The sequence below is a fragment of the Aliiroseovarius sp. PrR006 genome (genome assembly GCF_010500215.1).
Classification (GTDB): domain Bacteria; phylum Pseudomonadota; class Alphaproteobacteria; order Rhodobacterales; family Rhodobacteraceae; genus Aliiroseovarius.
The window spans coordinates 61166-78763 of sequence record NZ_JAAGOY010000007.1 but is presented as its reverse complement, the minus strand read 5'-3'; the positions used below and the strand labels follow the sequence as shown (position 1 = coordinate 78763).

The 17598-nt window shown below is 57.9% G+C and carries 16 protein-coding genes and 1 pseudogene; 10 read left to right on the top strand and 7 right to left on the bottom strand.

What is annotated here, in order from left to right; translation table 11 throughout:
• Window positions 1-4 precede the first annotated feature (4 nt).
• Window positions 5-2140: a nucleoside-diphosphate sugar epimerase/dehydratase gene (locus tag G0Q00_RS08935; RefSeq protein WP_163038533.1), complete on the bottom strand. Its 2136-nt coding sequence runs from the start codon at window positions 2138-2140 to the stop codon at window positions 5-7.
• Between the two features lie 876 nt (window positions 2141-3016).
• Window positions 3017-3649 (bottom strand): hypothetical protein, encoded by a 633-nt coding sequence (locus G0Q00_RS08930; RefSeq protein WP_163038531.1) that lies wholly within the window; start codon window positions 3647-3649, stop codon window positions 3017-3019.
• A gap of 290 nt (window positions 3650-3939) precedes the next feature.
• Between G0Q00_RS08930 and G0Q00_RS08925 the strand changes: the two genes are divergently transcribed.
• From G0Q00_RS08925 to G0Q00_RS08880, 10 genes and pseudogenes are all read left to right on the top strand, one after another.
• A complete protein-coding gene (locus G0Q00_RS08925; RefSeq protein ID WP_163038529.1) occupies window positions 3940-5148 on the top strand; it encodes an aminopeptidase P family protein in 1209 nt (402 codons plus the stop codon).
• Between the two features lie 357 nt (window positions 5149-5505).
• A complete protein-coding gene (locus G0Q00_RS08920; RefSeq protein ID WP_163038527.1) occupies window positions 5506-6606 on the top strand; it encodes an ABC transporter ATP-binding protein in 1101 nt (366 codons plus the stop codon).
• Between the two features lie 117 nt (window positions 6607-6723).
• Window positions 6724-7830 carry an extracellular solute-binding protein gene (locus tag G0Q00_RS08915; RefSeq protein WP_163038525.1) on the top strand — a complete coding sequence of 369 codons (1107 nt, stop codon included), beginning with the start codon at window positions 6724-6726 and terminating at the stop codon, window positions 7828-7830.
• Window positions 7831-7943: 113 nt separating this feature from the next.
• Window positions 7944-9218 (top strand): ABC transporter permease, encoded by a 1275-nt coding sequence (locus tag G0Q00_RS08910; RefSeq protein ID WP_163038523.1) that lies wholly within the window; start codon window positions 7944-7946, stop codon window positions 9216-9218.
• A 5-nt stretch (window positions 9219-9223) separates the two neighbouring features.
• Window positions 9224-10075 (top strand): annotated as a pseudogene (locus tag G0Q00_RS08905) (ABC transporter permease); the annotation flags it as partial.
• 237 nt (window positions 10076-10312) lie between these two features.
• Entirely contained in the window at window positions 10313-10945 is a 633-nt protein-coding gene (locus G0Q00_RS08900) for an ATP-dependent Clp protease proteolytic subunit (protein WP_163040322.1), read from the top strand.
• 135 nt (window positions 10946-11080) lie between these two features.
• The gene (clpX, locus tag G0Q00_RS08895; RefSeq protein ID WP_163038519.1) at window positions 11081-12349 is read left to right on the top strand and encodes an ATP-dependent Clp protease ATP-binding subunit ClpX; all 1269 of its coding nucleotides are present in this window, start codon (window positions 11081-11083) and stop codon (window positions 12347-12349) included.
• 184 nt (window positions 12350-12533) lie between these two features.
• Window positions 12534-12905: an NADH:ubiquinone oxidoreductase subunit NDUFA12 gene (locus G0Q00_RS08890; RefSeq protein WP_163038517.1), complete on the top strand. Its 372-nt coding sequence runs from the start codon at window positions 12534-12536 to the stop codon at window positions 12903-12905.
• Window positions 12906-12950: 45 nt separating this feature from the next.
• On the top strand, window positions 12951-13409 hold the full coding sequence (gene mlaD, locus G0Q00_RS08885; protein ID WP_163038515.1) for an outer membrane lipid asymmetry maintenance protein MlaD: 459 nt from the start codon (window positions 12951-12953) through the stop codon (window positions 13407-13409).
• Entirely contained in the window at window positions 13406-13765 is a 360-nt protein-coding gene (locus tag G0Q00_RS08880) for a DUF2155 domain-containing protein (protein ID WP_370458560.1), read from the top strand. Before mlaD ends, G0Q00_RS08880 begins: the two co-directional genes overlap by 4 nt.
• Here G0Q00_RS08880 and aat read toward each other — a convergent pair.
• The 5 genes from aat to G0Q00_RS08855 all read right to left on the bottom strand — a co-directional run bounded on the left by aat (window position 13729) and on the right by G0Q00_RS08855 (window position 17484).
• Complete coding sequence (aat, locus tag G0Q00_RS08875; protein ID WP_255464782.1) at window positions 13729-14379, bottom strand: leucyl/phenylalanyl-tRNA--protein transferase; 651 nt, start codon at window positions 14377-14379, stop codon at window positions 13729-13731. The genes G0Q00_RS08880 and aat overlap by 37 nt on opposite strands.
• 6 nt (window positions 14380-14385) lie before the next feature.
• Window positions 14386-15738: an acetyl-CoA carboxylase biotin carboxylase subunit gene (gene accC, locus G0Q00_RS08870; protein ID WP_163038513.1), complete on the bottom strand. Its 1353-nt coding sequence runs from the start codon at window positions 15736-15738 to the stop codon at window positions 14386-14388.
• Window positions 15739-15748: 10 nt separating this feature from the next.
• Window positions 15749-16246, bottom strand: coding sequence for an acetyl-CoA carboxylase biotin carboxyl carrier protein (accB, locus tag G0Q00_RS08865; RefSeq protein ID WP_163038512.1), 498 nt, complete (start codon window positions 16244-16246; stop codon window positions 15749-15751).
• A 128-nt stretch (window positions 16247-16374) separates the two neighbouring features.
• Window positions 16375-16821: a hypothetical protein gene (locus G0Q00_RS08860; protein ID WP_163038511.1), complete on the bottom strand. Its 447-nt coding sequence runs from the start codon at window positions 16819-16821 to the stop codon at window positions 16375-16377.
• 120 nt (window positions 16822-16941) lie between these two features.
• The gene (locus G0Q00_RS08855) at window positions 16942-17484 is read right to left on the bottom strand and encodes a LuxR C-terminal-related transcriptional regulator (protein ID WP_163038510.1); all 543 of its coding nucleotides are present in this window, start codon (window positions 17482-17484) and stop codon (window positions 16942-16944) included.
• Window positions 17485-17598 lie beyond the last annotated feature (114 nt).

Sequence of the window (17598 nt, the reverse complement as noted above, 5' to 3'; positions counted from 1 at the left end):
GTCGTCACTCACCGGCCCACAGGCTTGTGCGGGACGCGATGCCGACCTCGGCCAGACGCCGCGGGCCAGCGACAGGTGCGGGATAGGACGGACGATGGCTGCGGATACAGTGCACGTTCTCGCGCGGGGTATCATCGGCATGGTCGCCGTATCCCGGAACGAGGTCGATCAGTTGACGGCGAACAGCAGGTTCATCCCCGGTGCGCGCGGCTGTTTCCAGCGCAACGATCGCAGAGCGAAGATGCGCCATCGGGATGCCATCCGGCAGAGCGCTTTCGACGGATTCGATGCCACTGTCGCGACGTTCCTCGGCCTTGTCGAACAGCTCTTCAAACAGCTTCTCGCCCGGGCGGATGCCAACAAAGTCGATGTCGATATCGCGGTAAGGTTCAAGCCCGGCCATGCGGATCATACGCTCGGCCAGATCGATGATTTTCACTGGCTCGCCCATGTCCAGAACGAAGATCTCGCCCAGACCCGAGTTGCGCGCCAACCCCTTGGCTGCCGCCACCACGGTCAGTTGCACGGCCTCGCGGATCGTCATGAAGAACCGTTCCATTCGGCAGTCGGTGACGGTCAGTGGGCCACCTTCGGTGATCTGCTTCTGGAACAGCGGGATCAGAGACCCGGACGATCCCAGAACATTGCCGATGCGCACCGAGAAGAAGCGCGTTTGCGTCGTCGATCTCTGGCTTTGCGTTTGATAGGTGATGCGGTCCTGCGCCTGCGCATAGAATTCAGCCACGCGCTTGGTTGCGCCCAAGACGTTGGTGGTGTTCACCGCCTTGTAGGTCGAGATCTGGACCATCGCAATGGCGCCCGCATCGCGCGCGGCATCCGCCACGTTGCGCGTGCCGATGACGTTGGTCAGCACACCCTCGCAGGGGTTCAGCTCGACCATAGGTACGTGCTTCAGCGCAGCGGCATTGAAGACCAGCTCGGGCTTGTAGCGTCGGAACACGGTTTGAACGCGCTGGGCGTCGCGAATGCAGCCCACATGGACCTGACGGTTCACGTCGGGATAGTTTTTCTCGAGGTCCATGTCGATCGAGTAGGCGTTGAGCTCGCAATTGTCCAAAAGCACCAGAAGGGACGGGTCGAACGAGGCGATCTGGCGCGACAGCTCGCTGCCGATGGAGCCTCCGGCCCCGGTGATCAACACCCGGCGCCCTTCTATCATCTGCCGCAGCAGCGACCGCTCCACAGCTTTCTGCGGACGGTTCAGGATGTCTTCAGGTTCAATGGTACGCAGGGTGATTTCGTTGTCACCCGCCTGATCCAGCGCGGGATCCGCAAGGCCCGGCAGCCGCGAGATCTTGATGCCGTTCGAGGTAGCCCAGGACAGAAGTTCAAAGATGCCCTTGTTGTCGAAATAGGACACGTCTTCGGTCAGCAGAATTTGCTGTGCTTTCAGATCGCAATCTTCCAGCGCCTTGATCGCCCGCTTGGGTTCGCGGATCGACCCAAGAATGCGCGCACTGTGGAAATGCAATCCGGTCGAGCCGGTCGCGTCGTCAATGATCCCGACTGGAACATAGGTCGAGCTGCTGCGGTCGAGCGAACGCAGGAACAGATCGCAATTCGTGCCGGTGCCAATAAGAACTACGGGAACCTGCTTTTCCGCGATGCGATCGGCACGCTTGGTGCGGCGGACCAGCTCGCGGTGACGTGCGATAATGCGCAGCGCACCGGTGAACGGGATCGTTGCCAGGAATTGGATGATAAAGATCGAAAACGTGATCGGTGCCAAGGCCGCGATTTGCGCCGCGATCAGGATCTGAACGCAGATCGCCACAATCGCCCCGCGCGAAATCACCATGACATCGTTCAACGAGGTCGACCGCGAATGGCGCGTGTAAAAGCCCATCACCGTGAACGCAACAAGATTGACGACGCTTGCCAACAGCATCATGGGCGCCATCACCGCAAACAATTCCGAAGTGACCGCCCCCCCCTGCGACAGGCTGATCGCAGCAAATACCGCCGCCGCCGAGGCTACCATATCTCCAATGACAAGTCTGCAGTTCGCGCATAGCTCGATCTTCTTCTGAACAAGCCAGTGCTTCAGTGTTTCTTGTACTCCGGTGCGAGCAGACGCAATACCTTCACGAGAAGGCCCGAACCCCATTCCATCAAGCATTTAGAACCTTTCTCGGCCCTGAGATAAAATCATTGTTCAAATTTCGTGACGCTCCAGGGGCGCACGACAGAAATCCCTACATTCAGTGATGTTGAACCGGCTGACATTTTTCGACACGGTTGGCCAGAGAATGTCAGCCGTAGAGTCTAACAAATAAATTGTTCAACATCTCATCACACTCGTTACTACGTGCCCTCACCAAAACCATTTACTGCGCCAAAATCTGGCAAACACAAAACCGCACTTAAAAATGCGCGCGGACATACAACTGGGGCGGAGAGCACAGACACAAAATTCTTTTGCTATTTGGAAACAGACCCACCCCTGGAAGTTTCGATCAAAATCAAAACGTAACCCGTTTCCACAAAGTTGACATTAGCGCAGTGTGCGCCTTATTTCTAACAAATTTTAGACACGAACTGTTTCGTTTTTTGAAACATGAAGTGATAACAATGGCTTATTTGGCGTCCGAAGTGGGTTGCGGGAACGGTTTATGTCGTTTCCAGCTTTCGCCTTGAGTGAGAAATTTCAGAAGAAACTCGAAAATACTACAACAAGCCAGCGGAGAATCAACCATAGGTGTTCTTCGGGGGAATCGGTTTTCGGCGTGCGCTTGGGGGCAATGTCTGCTGGATGATGGCTTGGCGGCAGCAGCGTCCTTTGCAAAGACATCTTCGCCAGTACCAGCAACTAGAGAACCAATGGGGTGCTGGGCACGTTTGCGCTGGGTTAATTGAAGTCGCTTGAACGCACGCAATGTGCAGGAGTGTTTGATTGTTCAGGACGCTGAAACAGGTCGGTTAAAACCTGATTTTGTGCGTGTTTGACATAAGCGTGAAGGTATGAAGCCACTATTTCCGAATAGGCCCTGTGAAACTACTGAGAGTTAGCGCTCAAGGAGCTGGCGCGCGAGACTTCAACTTCAATTGTGTCACCAGGCATAAGCGGATCAGTGGAGCCGATGGTCAATGAAACAGGCGTACCATCGACAACCCGCGTGACGTGATATTCGGTCAGCTCTTCGACCAACGGGTCGGGCACGGCCAGGCCACTTGCGACCGCCTGGGCGCGGAGAGCCTCGGATGTGGCAAGGCGGATGCCCAGACGGGCAAGGTCGCGGTCAACGCGGTTTAGTTGCTCCAGCGTGCGCGCACGCGCGTCATCTGTCAGGGCCAGCGTGTCGCGCTCGGCGCGGTTTAGCTGCTGGCGGGCGCTTTCCAGCTGAAGCTTCTTGCTTTCCAGATCGTTCAGCGCGGTGGTCAGCGCATTTACGCGCGTATTGACCGTCAATCCGCGTTGTTTCAGAGATGTCACATCCGCCAGTTCGGCCGTGGTGCGTTCGATCTGTTCGGACCGCAGGGTAATCTGGGCGGTCATCCGGTCGATCTGTTCGCGCAGGACGTCTTGCAGGTCGCGCAACCGTTCGCCCTGTGCGGCGCGGGCCTTTTGGGTGGCGTCCAGAATGTCGCCTTCAATTCCACGCGGGCAGGGTCGAATCTCGGTCGACACCGGGGCATTTCAAACGGGCGCTTTGCCGGCTGTGGCGGTGTCTGCAGACGGCGTGCGTGTCGTGGGGCAGGGGGGCAGTCAGCAGATCTGGCCCGACAGGGACGCGTACGAAGCCAGTTGACAGAATCCACTTTGATGGTCACAAACACCCCATCCGCAGCGATGGCGTCGCTGCCCTGTGTGCCAGATGCACACCGGTCCGGAGATCAACTGCCCTGCACGCCGGGGGGTTTGGTTGGCCGGGCATATCCCAAGACATATCCCGGCCTCGGAAGATGGAGAGATGTGATATGTCACGCCCTCAGTATTTTGTATGTGAAAACGGTGAAAAAGCCCCGCTGCCCTTCTCGGACGCGGAATATGAGCGCCGCTTGGCGGCTCTGCGCAAGATCATGGCCGCACGTGGTGTCGAAGCTGTTGTCTTCAGCTCGATGCACAATATCGCCTATTACTCTGGCTTTCTGTATTGCGCCTTCGGCCGCCCCTATGCGTTGGTCGTAACAGCGGATCGGTCGACCACCGTGTCCGCCAATATCGACGGCGGACAGCCGTGGCGTCGGTGTTACGGCGACAACGTCATCTACACCGATTGGGAGCGCAACAACTATTGGCGCGCGGTGAAGAACCTTGTCGGCAATGCCAAGTCGATCGGGATTGAAGGCGACCACATGACCTTGGCGCAGCGTGGACTGGCCGAAGAGTTCCTGTCGGACAGCACCTTCTCCGACATCGCTGGCGACACGATGCAGGCTCGCATGATTAAGTCGGCCGAAGAAATCGCGCTGATCCGCGAAGGCGCCCGCATTGCCGACGTCGGCGGGGCTGCCATCCATGACGCAATTCGCGTGGGCGCACGTGAAATCGACATCGCGATGGCCGGTCGGGACGCAATGGAGCTTGAGATCTCTCGCGCCCATCCCGACAGCGAAATCCGTGACTCTTGGGTTTGGTTCCAGTCGGGCATCAACACCGATGGCGCCCACAATCCGGTCACCACACGCAAGCTGGAAGGCGGCGATATCCTGTCGCTGAACACCTTCCCCATGATCTCGGGCTACTATACCGCGCTGGAACGCACCCTGTTCGTGGGCGAGCCGGATGCGGAAAGCCTGAGCATCTGGGAGGCAAACGTCGCCGCACACGAGCTGGGGCTTAGCCTGATCAAGCCGGGTGCGACCTGCTCGGGCATCACGGCTGAGATCAACAAGTTCTTCGAAAGCGAAGGGCTGCTTCAGTACCGCTCGTTTGGTTATGGCCACTCATTCGGCGTCCTGTCGCACTACTATGGCCGCGAGGCCGGGCTGGAGCTGCGTGAAGACATCGACACCGTGCTGGAACCCGGTATGGTTGTATCGATGGAGCCGATGCTGTTCCTGCCGGAAGGTACGGCTGGCGCTGGCGGCTATCGTGAACATGACATTCTGGTGGTCGGAGAAGACGGCGCAGAGAACATCACCGGCTTCCCTTATGGCCCGGGTCATAACATTATTTCTCGATAGGAACTGATTCTGGCGTAAAATTGCCCTGAAGGGTCGCGAGAGTGTCATCCTGAGGATGTGATTTACCCAGAGTAAAGAGAGAAATCCGGGCGGCAGGACAGTTGCATGCGCAATATTCCCCCTGTCGCCCGGTCACTGATCAACAGCTTTACCCAAGGTCAGAAAACGGCAGGGCGAAGCGTTTATAAAAAGAGGTTTTGATCGATCTGACAGTTATTCGTTTTGCCGTGGCCGATGCCGAGAAAAGTACGATTAATTGTCAGACAATATGAAAACAGTCGAATTGACTGTTGAATTCGTTCATTTCTTCGTGTTGGCTGGTGCGTGAAAAAAAAGAACATAGACCAGGGGGGTCACTTGGCTGAAGCTGTAACCGACGACGGATTTGTCGTTTTCGATCGTGTCCAAAAAAGCTACGACGGCGAAACATTGGTCGTAAAAGACCTGAACCTGTCGATTGCGAAGGGCGAGTTTCTTACCATGCTCGGGCCGTCTGGATCCGGGAAAACCACCTGCTTGATGATGCTGGCCGGTTTCGAGACCGCAACCCACGGTGATATCCGTCTGGGTGGTCAACCGATCAACAACATTCCACCGCATAAGCGTGGTATTGGCATGGTGTTCCAGAACTATGCGCTGTTCCCGCACATGACGATTGCCGAAAACTTGGCCTTCCCACTGGAAGTGCGCAAGATGGGCAAATCCGAACGTGAAGAGAAGATCAAGCGTGCGTTGGACATGGTGGAAATGGGCTCGTTCGGCGGTCGCCGTCCTTCGCAGCTTTCGGGTGGCCAACAGCAGCGTGTGGCACTGGCACGCGCGCTGGTGTTCGAACCCGAGCTGGTTTTGATGGATGAACCGCTGGGCGCGCTGGACAAGCAACTGCGCGAAAAGATGCAGTTCGAGATCACCGATCTGGCACATAATCTGGGCATTACCACGGTCTACGTGACACACGACCAAACTGAAGCTCTGACGATGTCTGACAACGTTGCCGTCTTTGACGATGGCCGCATTCAACAGCTGGCGCCGCCGGATCTTCTGTATGAAAAGCCGGAAAACAGCTTCGTCGCGCAGTTCATCGGTGAAAACAACACCTTGGAAGGCGTTGTGACCGAAATCTCAGGCGATACCTGTGTGGTCCGTCTGGATGACGGGGAAGAGCTGGACGCGACCCCGATTAACGTCTCGAAAGTGGGCGAGCGCACCAAGGTGTCGATCCGTCCCGAGCGCGTCGAATACAATAAAGAACGCCTGCAGGAAGGTGCCCACACGCTTAGAGCCGAAGTGCTTGAGTTCATCTATATGGGCGACATTTTCCGTACCCGTCTGCGCGTGGCTGGCAATGATGAGTTCATCATCAAGACCCGTAACGCGCCGGATGTAGAGCGTCTGACGCCGGGCCAGCAGATCGAGATCGGCTGGTTGCCGCAGGATTGCCGCGCGCTGGACGCATAAATAGAATTGCTACGGGGGCGTGGCGACACGGCCCCGGGGCATCTAGCCAGAGAATTGCCATGCAGCCCGTCATGCAATTCCGACAAATCAAACGGGATAACTAGGGAGAATTAGAGTATGAAACTTGCGAAGATGTTTATGGCCACCTCGGCCCTGACGCTTGCCGGTAACGTGGCAACCGCCGAGGATATGGCCAACGAACTGACGCTGGTGTCCTGGGGTGGTGCTTATCAGGCCAGCCAGGTTAAGGCCTATGTCGAACCGTATCTGGAAATGCACCCCGAGGTTAAAGTGACCTGGGACGAAAGCTCGGCAGAAGCTGTGGCCAAGCTGCGCGCCATGAACGAAGCTGGCAACGTCACCTGGGATCTGGTTGACGCTGTTGCGTCGGACTCGATGCGTCTGTGCGACGAAGGTCTGGCCGAAGAACTGAACCACGACGAAGATCTGGCCGCTGCCCCCGATGGCACCTCGGCTTCGGACGACTTCGGCGACCTGCTGGTATCGGACTGCTTTGTACCGCAGATCGTTTACTCGACCACTTTCGGCTACCGCAAAGATCTGGTCGGCGAAACCAAGCCTGACAGCGTCTGCGCAATCTTCGATCTGGACACTTGGCCGGGCAAGCGCTCGCTGCAGAAGCGTCCGATCGACAACGTAGAATGGGCTCTGTACTGTGACGGCGTTGCCAAGGACGAAATCTATGACGTTCTGGGTGCAGACGGTGGCATGGAGCGTGCTCTGGCCAAGCTGGACACCATCAAGGACCAGGTTGTCTGGTGGACTGCTGGTGCAGAAACCCCGCAGCTGTTGGCTGACGGCGAAGTTGTCTTCGGTTCGACCTTCAACGGTCGCCTGTTCTCGGCCATCGCCGAACAGAACCAGCCGATCGAAATGCTGTGGGACATGCAGTCGTTTGACCTTGACGGTTGGGTTGTTCCTGCTGGTCTGCCCGCAGATCGCAAAGCACGCGTCATGGACTTCCTGAAGTTCGCAACCGACACCCAGCGTCTGGCTGACCAGGCTGCCTACATCTCGTACGGCCCGGCCCGTGCATCGTCGGCTCCGCTGGTTGGTAAGCACGCCGAACTGGGCATCGACATGGCTCCGCACATGCCGACCGACCCGGCAAACTCGGGCAACGTTCACGTGTATGACTACGAATGGTGGGCAGACAACCGTGACGATCTGAACGCTAAGTTCGAAGCTTGGCTGGCCAAGTAATATGAATGCGAAGGGGGCCTTCGGGCCTCCTTCACCACCCTATTTTTCTATCTGATTTGTTTGTCAATTTACCTGACTGAAACCAAGAAACGGCAACAGCCGACAGGGAAGATATGAGCGATACAACTGATACCGGCGGCCCGGTTCTGGCCGCAGATGGAACGCCGCTGAAGCGCAGTCTTGCGCGGGCGCTCCGCCGACAGAAAATGCGAGCGCTGCTGCTGATTGCACCACTTTTGCTGTTCATTCTGATCAGTTTCATCCTGCCGGTTGCCGATATGCTGTATCGCTCGGTCAAGAACGGGATCGTCACCGATACGCTACCGCGCACGGTGGTGGCGCTGGCGGATTGGGATGCCGATTCAGGAGATCTGCCAAGCGAAGCCGTATATGCGGCGATGGCAGCCGACCTGAAAGAAGCTGCTGCTGCGAAGACACATACCAAAGTCGGCACACGTCTGAACTATGAGAACCCGGGGATTTCCTCGCTGTTTCGTAAAACCGGACGTAAGGCGAAGAAGTTCGACCTCGAGGGCGTGAGCTCGTGGAAGGAAGAGCTGATCGACATCAATAAAGGCTGGGGAGACGTCGGCAATTGGCGCACGATCCAGACCTATTCGCCGCCTGTCACTTCGGGTTACTTCCTGAATGCTGTGGATATGCGCGTTGGTCCTGACGGGGCTGAGATGCGTCCGGAAGCCGAGCGGATCTATATGAACCTGTTGGGACGGACACTGTGGATGTCGTTGGCGATTACGGTCTGCTGTATCCTGCTGGCCTATCCGGTGGCATGGATCCTGGCGAACCTTCCAATGCGCCAGGCTAATATTCTGATGATCCTTGTGTTGCTGCCCTTCTGGACATCCCTTCTGGTGCGGACTTCGGCTTGGAAAATCCTGCTGCAACAACAGGGGGTGATTAACGACATCCTTGTCTGGGTCGGCCTTGTGGATGACAGCGCACGACTTGTGATCATCAACAACCAGTTCGGTACCATCGTGGCAATGACACACATTCTGCTGCCGTTCATGATCCTGCCGATGTATTCGGTGATGCAGACCATTCCCCCCAGCTATCTGCGCGCAGCGAAAAGCCTTGGCGCAACTGACTGGACCGCGTTCTGGAGGGTTTACTTCCCGCTGACAATTCCGGGTATTGGCGCAGGCTCGATCCTCGTCTTCATTCTGGCGATCGGGTACTACATCACACCGGCCTTGGTCGGGGGTACGAAAGGCACGTTCATTTCGAACCAGATTGCCTTCCACATCTCAAGCTCGCTGAACTGGGGTCTGGCCTCGGCACTGGGCGCAATCCTTCTGGCGGTCGTTTTGGGTCTTTACTGGGCCTATGACAAGATCGTCGGCATTGACAACGTGAAGCTGGGGTAACGGACATGGCACTTCCTCCATATGCAAGCACCGGCCAGCGGGTCTGGCACTATACCTTCCGCGTGATCTGTGGGTTGATCTTCTTCTTCCTGATTGCTCCCATCGTTGTGGTGATCCCGCTCAGCTTCAACTCGCAGGACTTCTTCACCTTTACGAAAGAGATGCTGAGCCTCGATCCGGCAGGTTATTCGCTGAAGCACTATCGTGACTTCTTTTCGAACCCCGACTGGCAAGACGCCCTGTGGAACTCGGTCAAGATTGCACCGGCTGCAACGCTTCTGTCGGTATCGCTGGGCACCTTGGCCGCGATCGGTCTGAGCCAACCGCACGTACCGGCACGCCGCGCCATCATGGCAACGCTGATCTCGCCGATGATTGTTCCGCTGATTATCTCGGCGGCGGGGATGTACTTCTTCTATTCCCGCATCGGTCTGGCTGGCACTTACTGGGGCGTAGTTCTGGCGCACGCCGCGCTGGGTATCCCCTTCGTGATCATCACTGTGACCGCAACGCTGGTGGGCTTTGACCGCTCGCTGACCCGTGCGGCTGCGAATATGGGCGCGGACCCTGTGACCACTTTCTTCCGTGTGCAGATGCCGCTGATCCTGCCGGGCGTGATCTCGGGTGCGCTGTTTGCCTTCATCACGTCGTTCGACGAAGTTGTTGTGGTGATCTTCGTGGGTTCGGCCAAGCAGCAGACGCTGCCATGGCAGATGTTCACCGGCCTGCGTGAGCAGATCAGCCCGACCATTCTGGCGGTTGCAACCATCCTGGTGGTCATCTCGATCGCCCTTCTGACCACGGTCGAACTGCTGCGCCGCCGCTCCGAGCGCCTGCGCGGGATGTCCCCGGGCTGATAAGAACGGAAAAACTGCAAAAGATCAGGCGCCTTTGTGGCGCCTTTTCTTTTGCAAATTGTTGTCGGGACGGCGCGCGGAAGAGGAATTTATTAACCGTTTTTCGGCAACTCTGTCGGAAATGTGTGGCGGAGTTCGCAGCCGGGTCGTTTCGGCCCCTTGCAGCCCCCCAAACACAGGACTAGGTTGGCATCAGGTGCCCAGAACGGGCTTTGGCGCGAAGAGAAAGCAGGCGACATGCACGATCCGATTGATACCTATATGAACACCCTTGTCCCGATGGTGGTCGAGCAGACCTCGCGCGGGGAACGGGCCTATGACATTTTCTCGCGCCTGTTGAAGGAACGGATCATTTTCCTGTCCGGCCCGGTGCATGATGGGATGTCCAGCCTGATCGTGGCGCAGCTGCTGCACCTCGAGGCTGAGAACCCGAACAAAGAGATTTCGATGTATATCAACTCGCCCGGCGGCGTGGTGACCTCGGGTCTGTCGATCTATGATACGATGCAATACATCAAGCCCAAAGTATCGACCCTGGTGATCGGACAAGCCGCGTCGATGGGATCGCTGCTGCTGGCCGCAGGTGAAAGCGGCATGCGTTTCTCGCTTCCGAACTCGCGCATCATGGTGCACCAGCCGTCCGGTGGCTATCAGGGTCAGGCGACGGACATCATGATCCACGCGCAGGAAACCCAGAAGCTGAAGGATCGCCTGAACGGGATCTATGTAAAGCATACCGGTCAGAAGATGGAAGCTGTGGTAGACGCGCTTGAGCGTGACAACTTCATGGATCCGCAAGCCGCCAAAGACTGGGGCCTGATCGACGAGATCGTCGAGAACCGTGCCAAAGGCGACGACGCCGAGGCCTGATCTTGAAGGGCCCGTCATGGGCCTTTCAAAAAGCTGATTGTACCTGTTCCATCCCTAGCCTAAGCTGGGGATAGGGGCAAAAGACCGCCCGGAAGGGCTTAACGGGGTCGGTATCCGGCCGAATGGGACTGGACTATGGCGAATAATTCCTCTGGTGACAGCAAGAACACGCTTTACTGCTCGTTCTGCGGCAAAAGCCAGCACGAGGTGCGCAAGCTGATTGCGGGGCCGACGGTGTTTATCTGTGATGAATGTGTCGAGCTATGCATGGATATCATCCGTGAAGAAACCAAGTCGTCGGGGCTGAAGTCATCCGAGGGTGTGCCGACACCTTCCGAGATTTGCCAGGTTCTGGACGACTATGTGATCGGGCAGGGGCATGCAAAACGCGTGCTGTCTGTGGCGGTGCACAACCACTATAAACGTCTGAATCATGCCGCCGCGAATGGCGACGAGATCGAGCTGGCGAAGTCCAACATCATGCTGATCGGCCCGACGGGCTGCGGTAAGACGTTGCTGGCCCAAACGCTGGCGCGCATTCTGGACGTGCCCTTCACCATGGCCGACGCCACAACGCTGACCGAAGCCGGTTACGTGGGCGAGGACGTGGAAAACATCATTCTGAAGCTGTTGCAGGCGTCCGAATACAATGTGGAACGTGCGCAGCGCGGCATCGTCTATATCGACGAGGTCGACAAGATCACCCGCAAGTCGGACAACCCCTCGATCACCCGCGACGTGTCGGGCGAGGGCGTACAGCAAGCGCTGCTGAAAATCATGGAAGGCACCGTGGCTTCGGTTCCGCCGCAAGGTGGCCGGAAGCACCCGCAGCAGGAATTCCTGCAAGTGGACACCACGAACATCTTGTTCATTTGTGGTGGTGCGTTCGCTGGTCTGGACAAGATCATCGCGCAGCGCGGCAAGGGCTCGGCTATGGGCTTTGGTGCTGACGTGCGTGAAAATGATGACCGCGGTGTTGGCGAGCTGTTCAAAGAGCTTGAGCCGGAAGATCTGCTGAAATTCGGTCTGATCCCGGAATTCGTTGGTCGTCTGCCGGTGATTGCAACGTTGGAAGATCTGGATGCGGAAGCTCTGGTCACCATCCTGACCGCGCCGAAGAATGCTCTGGTCAAACAATACCAGCGCCTGTTTGAACTGGAAGATGCGCAGCTAACCTTCACCGAAGACGCGCTGAAGGCCATCGCGAAACGCGCCATCGAACGCAAGACCGGTGCACGCGGGCTGCGCTCGATCATGGAAGACATCCTGCTGGACACGATGTTCGACCTGCCGGGCCTGGAGAATGTGGACGAGGTTGTCGTGAATGACGAGGCGGTGACCTCGGACGCGAAGCCGCTGATCATTTACGCGGACGCCGCGAAGGAAGAAGTGACCGCCAGCTAAGCGCGCAAACTGATTCCCAAAAGCATTACAAAGCCATCGCCTCGTGCGGTGGCTTTTCCTTTTGGGGTGTCGCTTTGTGTGAAACTGGCTTCAAATCGCGCAAGGATCGTGGATTGGAAGGCAAAGCTCTGGACCTTCGCACCAGCTTGGGCCATATCAAGTGTAAGAAATTTCGGAGATCGACATGCGGCTTCTTTCGCTTCTGACATGGTACCACAGTGAGACGATCGGAACCTGGCTGTTCACCCGCCGCAAGGGCGTGAAAGTCGGGCAGGATGATCAAGGTAACGTCTTCTATCGCAATCAGGACGACAGCCGCCGCTGGGTGATCTATAACGGCGAGCCCGAGGCAAGCCGCGTCAGCCCCGAATGGCATGGTTGGCTGCACCACACCTTCGACAACTGCCCGGAAGACAAGCCTCTGGCCCATAAGGGCTGGGAAAAGCCGCATCAGGACAACCTGACCGGCACCGCGATGGCCTATGCGCCTGTTGGGTCCTTGCGTCAGGCCACCCCGGCCGAGCGGAACGACTATGAAGCGTGGCAGCCGGAATAAGCGCACCAATTCGTCGATCAGCCCCCGGAACGAGGGAAGTTTCGTATGAGTAACACCCACACAACCGAAGTCGTCACCGGTAGCATCGTGCTGGCGGTTGCCATCGGGTTCCTGATGTATGCGGGCCAGATTGTGGGCCTGTCTGGGTCGGGGACGACCAACAGCTACACCGCCTCTTTCCGCACGGCGGATGGCATTTCGATCGGGACGGATGTGCGACTGGGCGGCGTGAAGGTAGGCACCGTGACCGACATCACACTGAACCCTGACACGTTCCGAGCCGACGCCGATTTCACCGTTCAGTCTGACGTGGCTTTGCCGGAGGACACTGCGATCATCATCTCGTCCGAGGGGCTTCTGGGTGGCAATTTCGTCGAGCTTCTGCCCGGCGGGTCGCCCTTCAATCTGGAGCCGGGCGCCGAGATCGAAGACACCCAAGGCTCGGTCAGCCTTGTGCAACTTCTGCTGAAATACGTCGCCGGTGGCGAGGGTAGCGCCGAGTGATCCGCGCAGCAGTGATCCTGTTCACCGCTCTGTTTGCGGCCAGCACGGCTTGGGCTGAAACCGCCAAGGCGTCCGGAGCCCTTCTGCGTGGGCTGGACAAGGTGTCTGGCACCCCCGTGGATTTCAAGATGAATGTGGGCGACACGGTCGAGCTGGGGCGCCTGCGTGTCACCTTGGGCGAATGCCGCTATCCCACCGACAACCCCTCGGGCGACGCTTTTGCGTGGCTGGTGGTGCGCAACGGCAATGCAGAAGAGACCACGTTCGAAGGCTGGATGATCGCATCCTCACCCGCGTTGAACGCCTTGGATCACCCGCGCTATGACGTCTGGGTGCTACGCTGCACCACGGAATAGGCGTCCGGAAGCGGGCGGCCTGTCAGGTCGGCCTGGACCTCCAACGCGTGTCTCAATAGTTGATGGTACTCCGCGCGCGGAATTTCGACCGCGCCTAAACTGGCCAAGTGCGGGGTCAGGAACTGGGTGTCGAATAGCGTGAAGCCACAGGCACGCAGATGGGCCACCAGATAGGCCAGCGCGATCTTTGACGCGTCCCGACGGCGCGAGAACATGCTTTCCCCAAAGAAGGCGCCGCCAAGTGTAACCCCGTAGACGCCCCCGATCAGCGCGTCGCCCTCCCACAGTTCAAGCGAATGGGCATGGCCCATCTTGTGCAACTGTTCATACAGCGCGAAGATCGTGTCGTTGATCCAAGTCTCGTCCCGATCGGCACAGCCTGCAACCGTCCCCGCAAAGTCGCGGTTCAGCGTGACCTGGAAGGGTGAGCGTTGGATGGTGCGGGCAAGGCTGCGCGAGATGTGAAAGCCGTCCAGCGGGAAGATCCCGCGAAGCTTTGGATCGACCCAGAAGACCTCGGGGTCGTCGCGCCCCTCGGCCATGGGAAAGACCCCCATGGCATAGGCTTTCAACAGCAACTCAGCAGTTAGAGGAGGAGGGGTGGGGTGGGCCAATGGCCCTTACCCCATGTTTTCATCCAGCCAGCGTTCCAGCCAGTGGATATTGTAGTTCCCCGATTGCACATCAGGTTCGGCCAGCAGCATATCAAACAGTGGAACCGTGGTTTCGATCCCGTCGATGATCAGCTCGCCCAAGGCGCGGCTTAGACGTGCCAAGGCTTCGGGCCGGTCGCGGCCATGGACGATCAGCTTGCCGATCAGGCTGTCATAATAGGGCGGGATCGAATAACCGTCATAGAGCGCGCTATCCATCCGTACACCCAGACCGCCGGGGGCGTGATACTGGGTGATCTTGCCTGGGCTGGGGGTGAAGTTCGGCAGACGCTCGGCGTTCAGACGCACCTCGATCGCGTGACCTTTCACTTCCAGATCCGACTGCGCGAAGGACAGTTTGTTGCCCTCTGCCACAAGGATCTGTTCACGGACCAGATCGACATCAAAGATGTATTCGGTGACCGGGTGTTCCACCTGCAGACGGGTGTTCATTTCGATGAAATAGAACTCGCCATCTTCATAGAGGAATTCGATCGTACCGGCACCGGAATAGCCCATCTCGGCCACAGCGTTGGCGCAGATCGAGCCGATCTTCTCGCGGTTTTCCGGGCTGATCGAGGGGCCGGGGGCCTCTTCGAACACCTTCTGGTGACGACGTTGCAGCGAACAGTCGCGTTCTGCCAGATGCACACCACCACCTTGGCCGTCGCCAAAGACCTGCACTTCGATGTGACGCGGCTTCTGGAGGTATTTCTCCATATACACTTCGTCATTGCCGAAGGCGGCTTTTGCTTCCGAACGGGCGGTCGAGAAGGCAGTGTCGATGTCGGCCTCGGTCTCGGCAACTTTCATGCCGCGCCCACCGCCACCTGCGGTGGCTTTGATGATGACCGGATAGCCCATCTCGGCTGCGGACTTGCGCGCGCTTTCGATGTCGGGAACACCACCGTCCGAGCCCGGAACAACCGGAATGCCCAGTTTGATTGCGGTGTCTTTCGCGGTGATTTTGTCGCCCATCATGCGGATGTGCTCGGCCGAGGGGCCGATGAAGGTGATCTCGTGATCTTCCAGTGCTTGCACGAAGGTCGCGTTTTCCGACAGGAAGCCGTAACCTGGGTGCACGGCCTGCGCGCCAGTGATTTCACAGGCAGCAATGATCGCGGGGATCGACAGATAGCTGTCGGTGCCGGCGTTGGGGCCGATACAGACGCTTTCATCTGCCATACGCACATGCATCGCGTCCACGTCTGCGGTCGAATGCACGGCAACGGTTTTGATGCCCATCTCGCGGGCGGCACGGATCACGCGCAGCGCAATCTCGCCCCGGTTGGCAATCAGGATTTTATCGAATTGGGCCATGATCCGCCCCTTATTCGATGATCATCAGCGGCGCGCCAAATTCGACCGGCGAGCCATCTTCGACCAGAATGCGTGCAACTTTACCTGCGCGCGGGGCCGGGATCTGGTTCATGGTTTTCATCGCTTCGATGATCAGAACAGTCTGGCCTTCGGACACGGTATCGCCCACGTTAACAAAGGACGGGCTGCCAGGCTCGGCTTGCAGATAGGCAGTGCCGACCATCGGAGACGGTACGGCGCCGGGGTGGCTTGCCGGATCGTCCGAAGCAGCTGCAGGAGCTTCTGCAGCGGGTGCGGCCGCAGGGGCAACTGCTGCGGGTGCAGGGGCAGCAGCGACTGGGGCGGAGATCTGCTGAACGACCTCTTTGGCACGGCTGACGCGTACGTTCAGGCTGTCGTTTTCGCCATAATCGCGCATGACCTCCAGCTCGGTCAGGTCGTTTTCCTGAAGCAGTTTCGCCAGCGCTTCGATGAATGCCACATCGGTATCGTGATTTTTCTTGGCCATGGGTCCTCGCCCTTGAGTGTCTGCCTGTCTATCTATGCAGGCTTTGTGTCTTTGCAACGCTTATAAGACGCTACGTAAGGGGAGAAAAGCAAGAAGGATGGCGAAAATGGATATTCGCCCGAATTCGGTCAGGAATTCTGAGGAGTCTCCGTCGAAACCGGGTCATCGGATTGGGTTGGAGGCTCGACCGAAGGGATCTCGGGCGCGCCGGGTGCCTTGTCCTCCTCTGCCACCTGTACAGAAGTGGATGCTCGGTCTTCTGATAATGATCTTTCCAGTTCGATCTGCGCTAGACGCTGATGCAGTTCTCGCTCCATCTCAAGCACATTCATCTGAAAGGTTGGAGGCGGCCCGACTGGCTGATCCGGATCCGGGGGCGGGGCTAGCATATCGCGCGTCTCGGTTCTGATCAGGCTTTGCGTGTTGCCATGTTCCTGCGTGTTGTGCGGATCCGCGCGGGTTTCGCCCGCAGTGGGTGATTTCTCCACGCGGGTTGGATCAGGGGCCGGTCGCGTTGGCCTCTGCGCCATCAATGTTGCGTGCGCCCCCAATGGGGACGGTACTGTAAATTCCATTTTTTAGCTCCGTAACTTGCGGAGCCCCCACCACTTGGAAGTTTATCCAGCCAAAGGTTGCCAGAGACTTAAGATTTGGTGGGAAATGTTCACGAAGGTTAACGCGACCTGAACAGAAGCTTACAGCGGCATGCCTGAGAATTTCGCCACAAGCTCGGGCAATTTGCGTGCGCCAAACTTTTGCAACAGCCGCGCGCGATGTGCTTCGACGGTGCGATAGCTAAGCCCCAGCGACAGGCCGATCTCTTTCGAGGTTTTACCCTGACAGGTCAGGATGGCCACGTCGCGTTCGCGTGGCGTCAGCTCGACCACAGGACGTTCGGCGGACAGGTCTGCAAAGCTCCAGACGCCCTGTCGGAACGGGTCGTCGGGCGTCAGGCTGGTGCCACGCACGCGACACCAGAACATGTCACCGTCCAAGCGCCGCATGATGCGTTCGTCTTCATATCGGCCTGTCTCGCGCAGAATGTCACCGCCGACATGCGCCACTTTTTCATAGTCTTTCAGCGACGGGTACAGCCGTTCCAGAGGCATGTCTTTGAAGCTGTCGACTTCGGCGCCGAACATCTCGGCAAAGCGCAAGTTGCACTGGCGCACGATCCTGTTTTCGGTCAGCGCAAGCCCCGTGGGCGCGTACATGAAGGCAAGATCCATCTGCGTCATGGCCCCACTCTGCCAAAGCTTCGACGACAATTCAAACAGTTGCGTAGTTTTACGAGGCTTGCGAGGATGCAAACTGTCGTCCGATAGTCGTTTGGTCGATCATGGTGAAAGGGA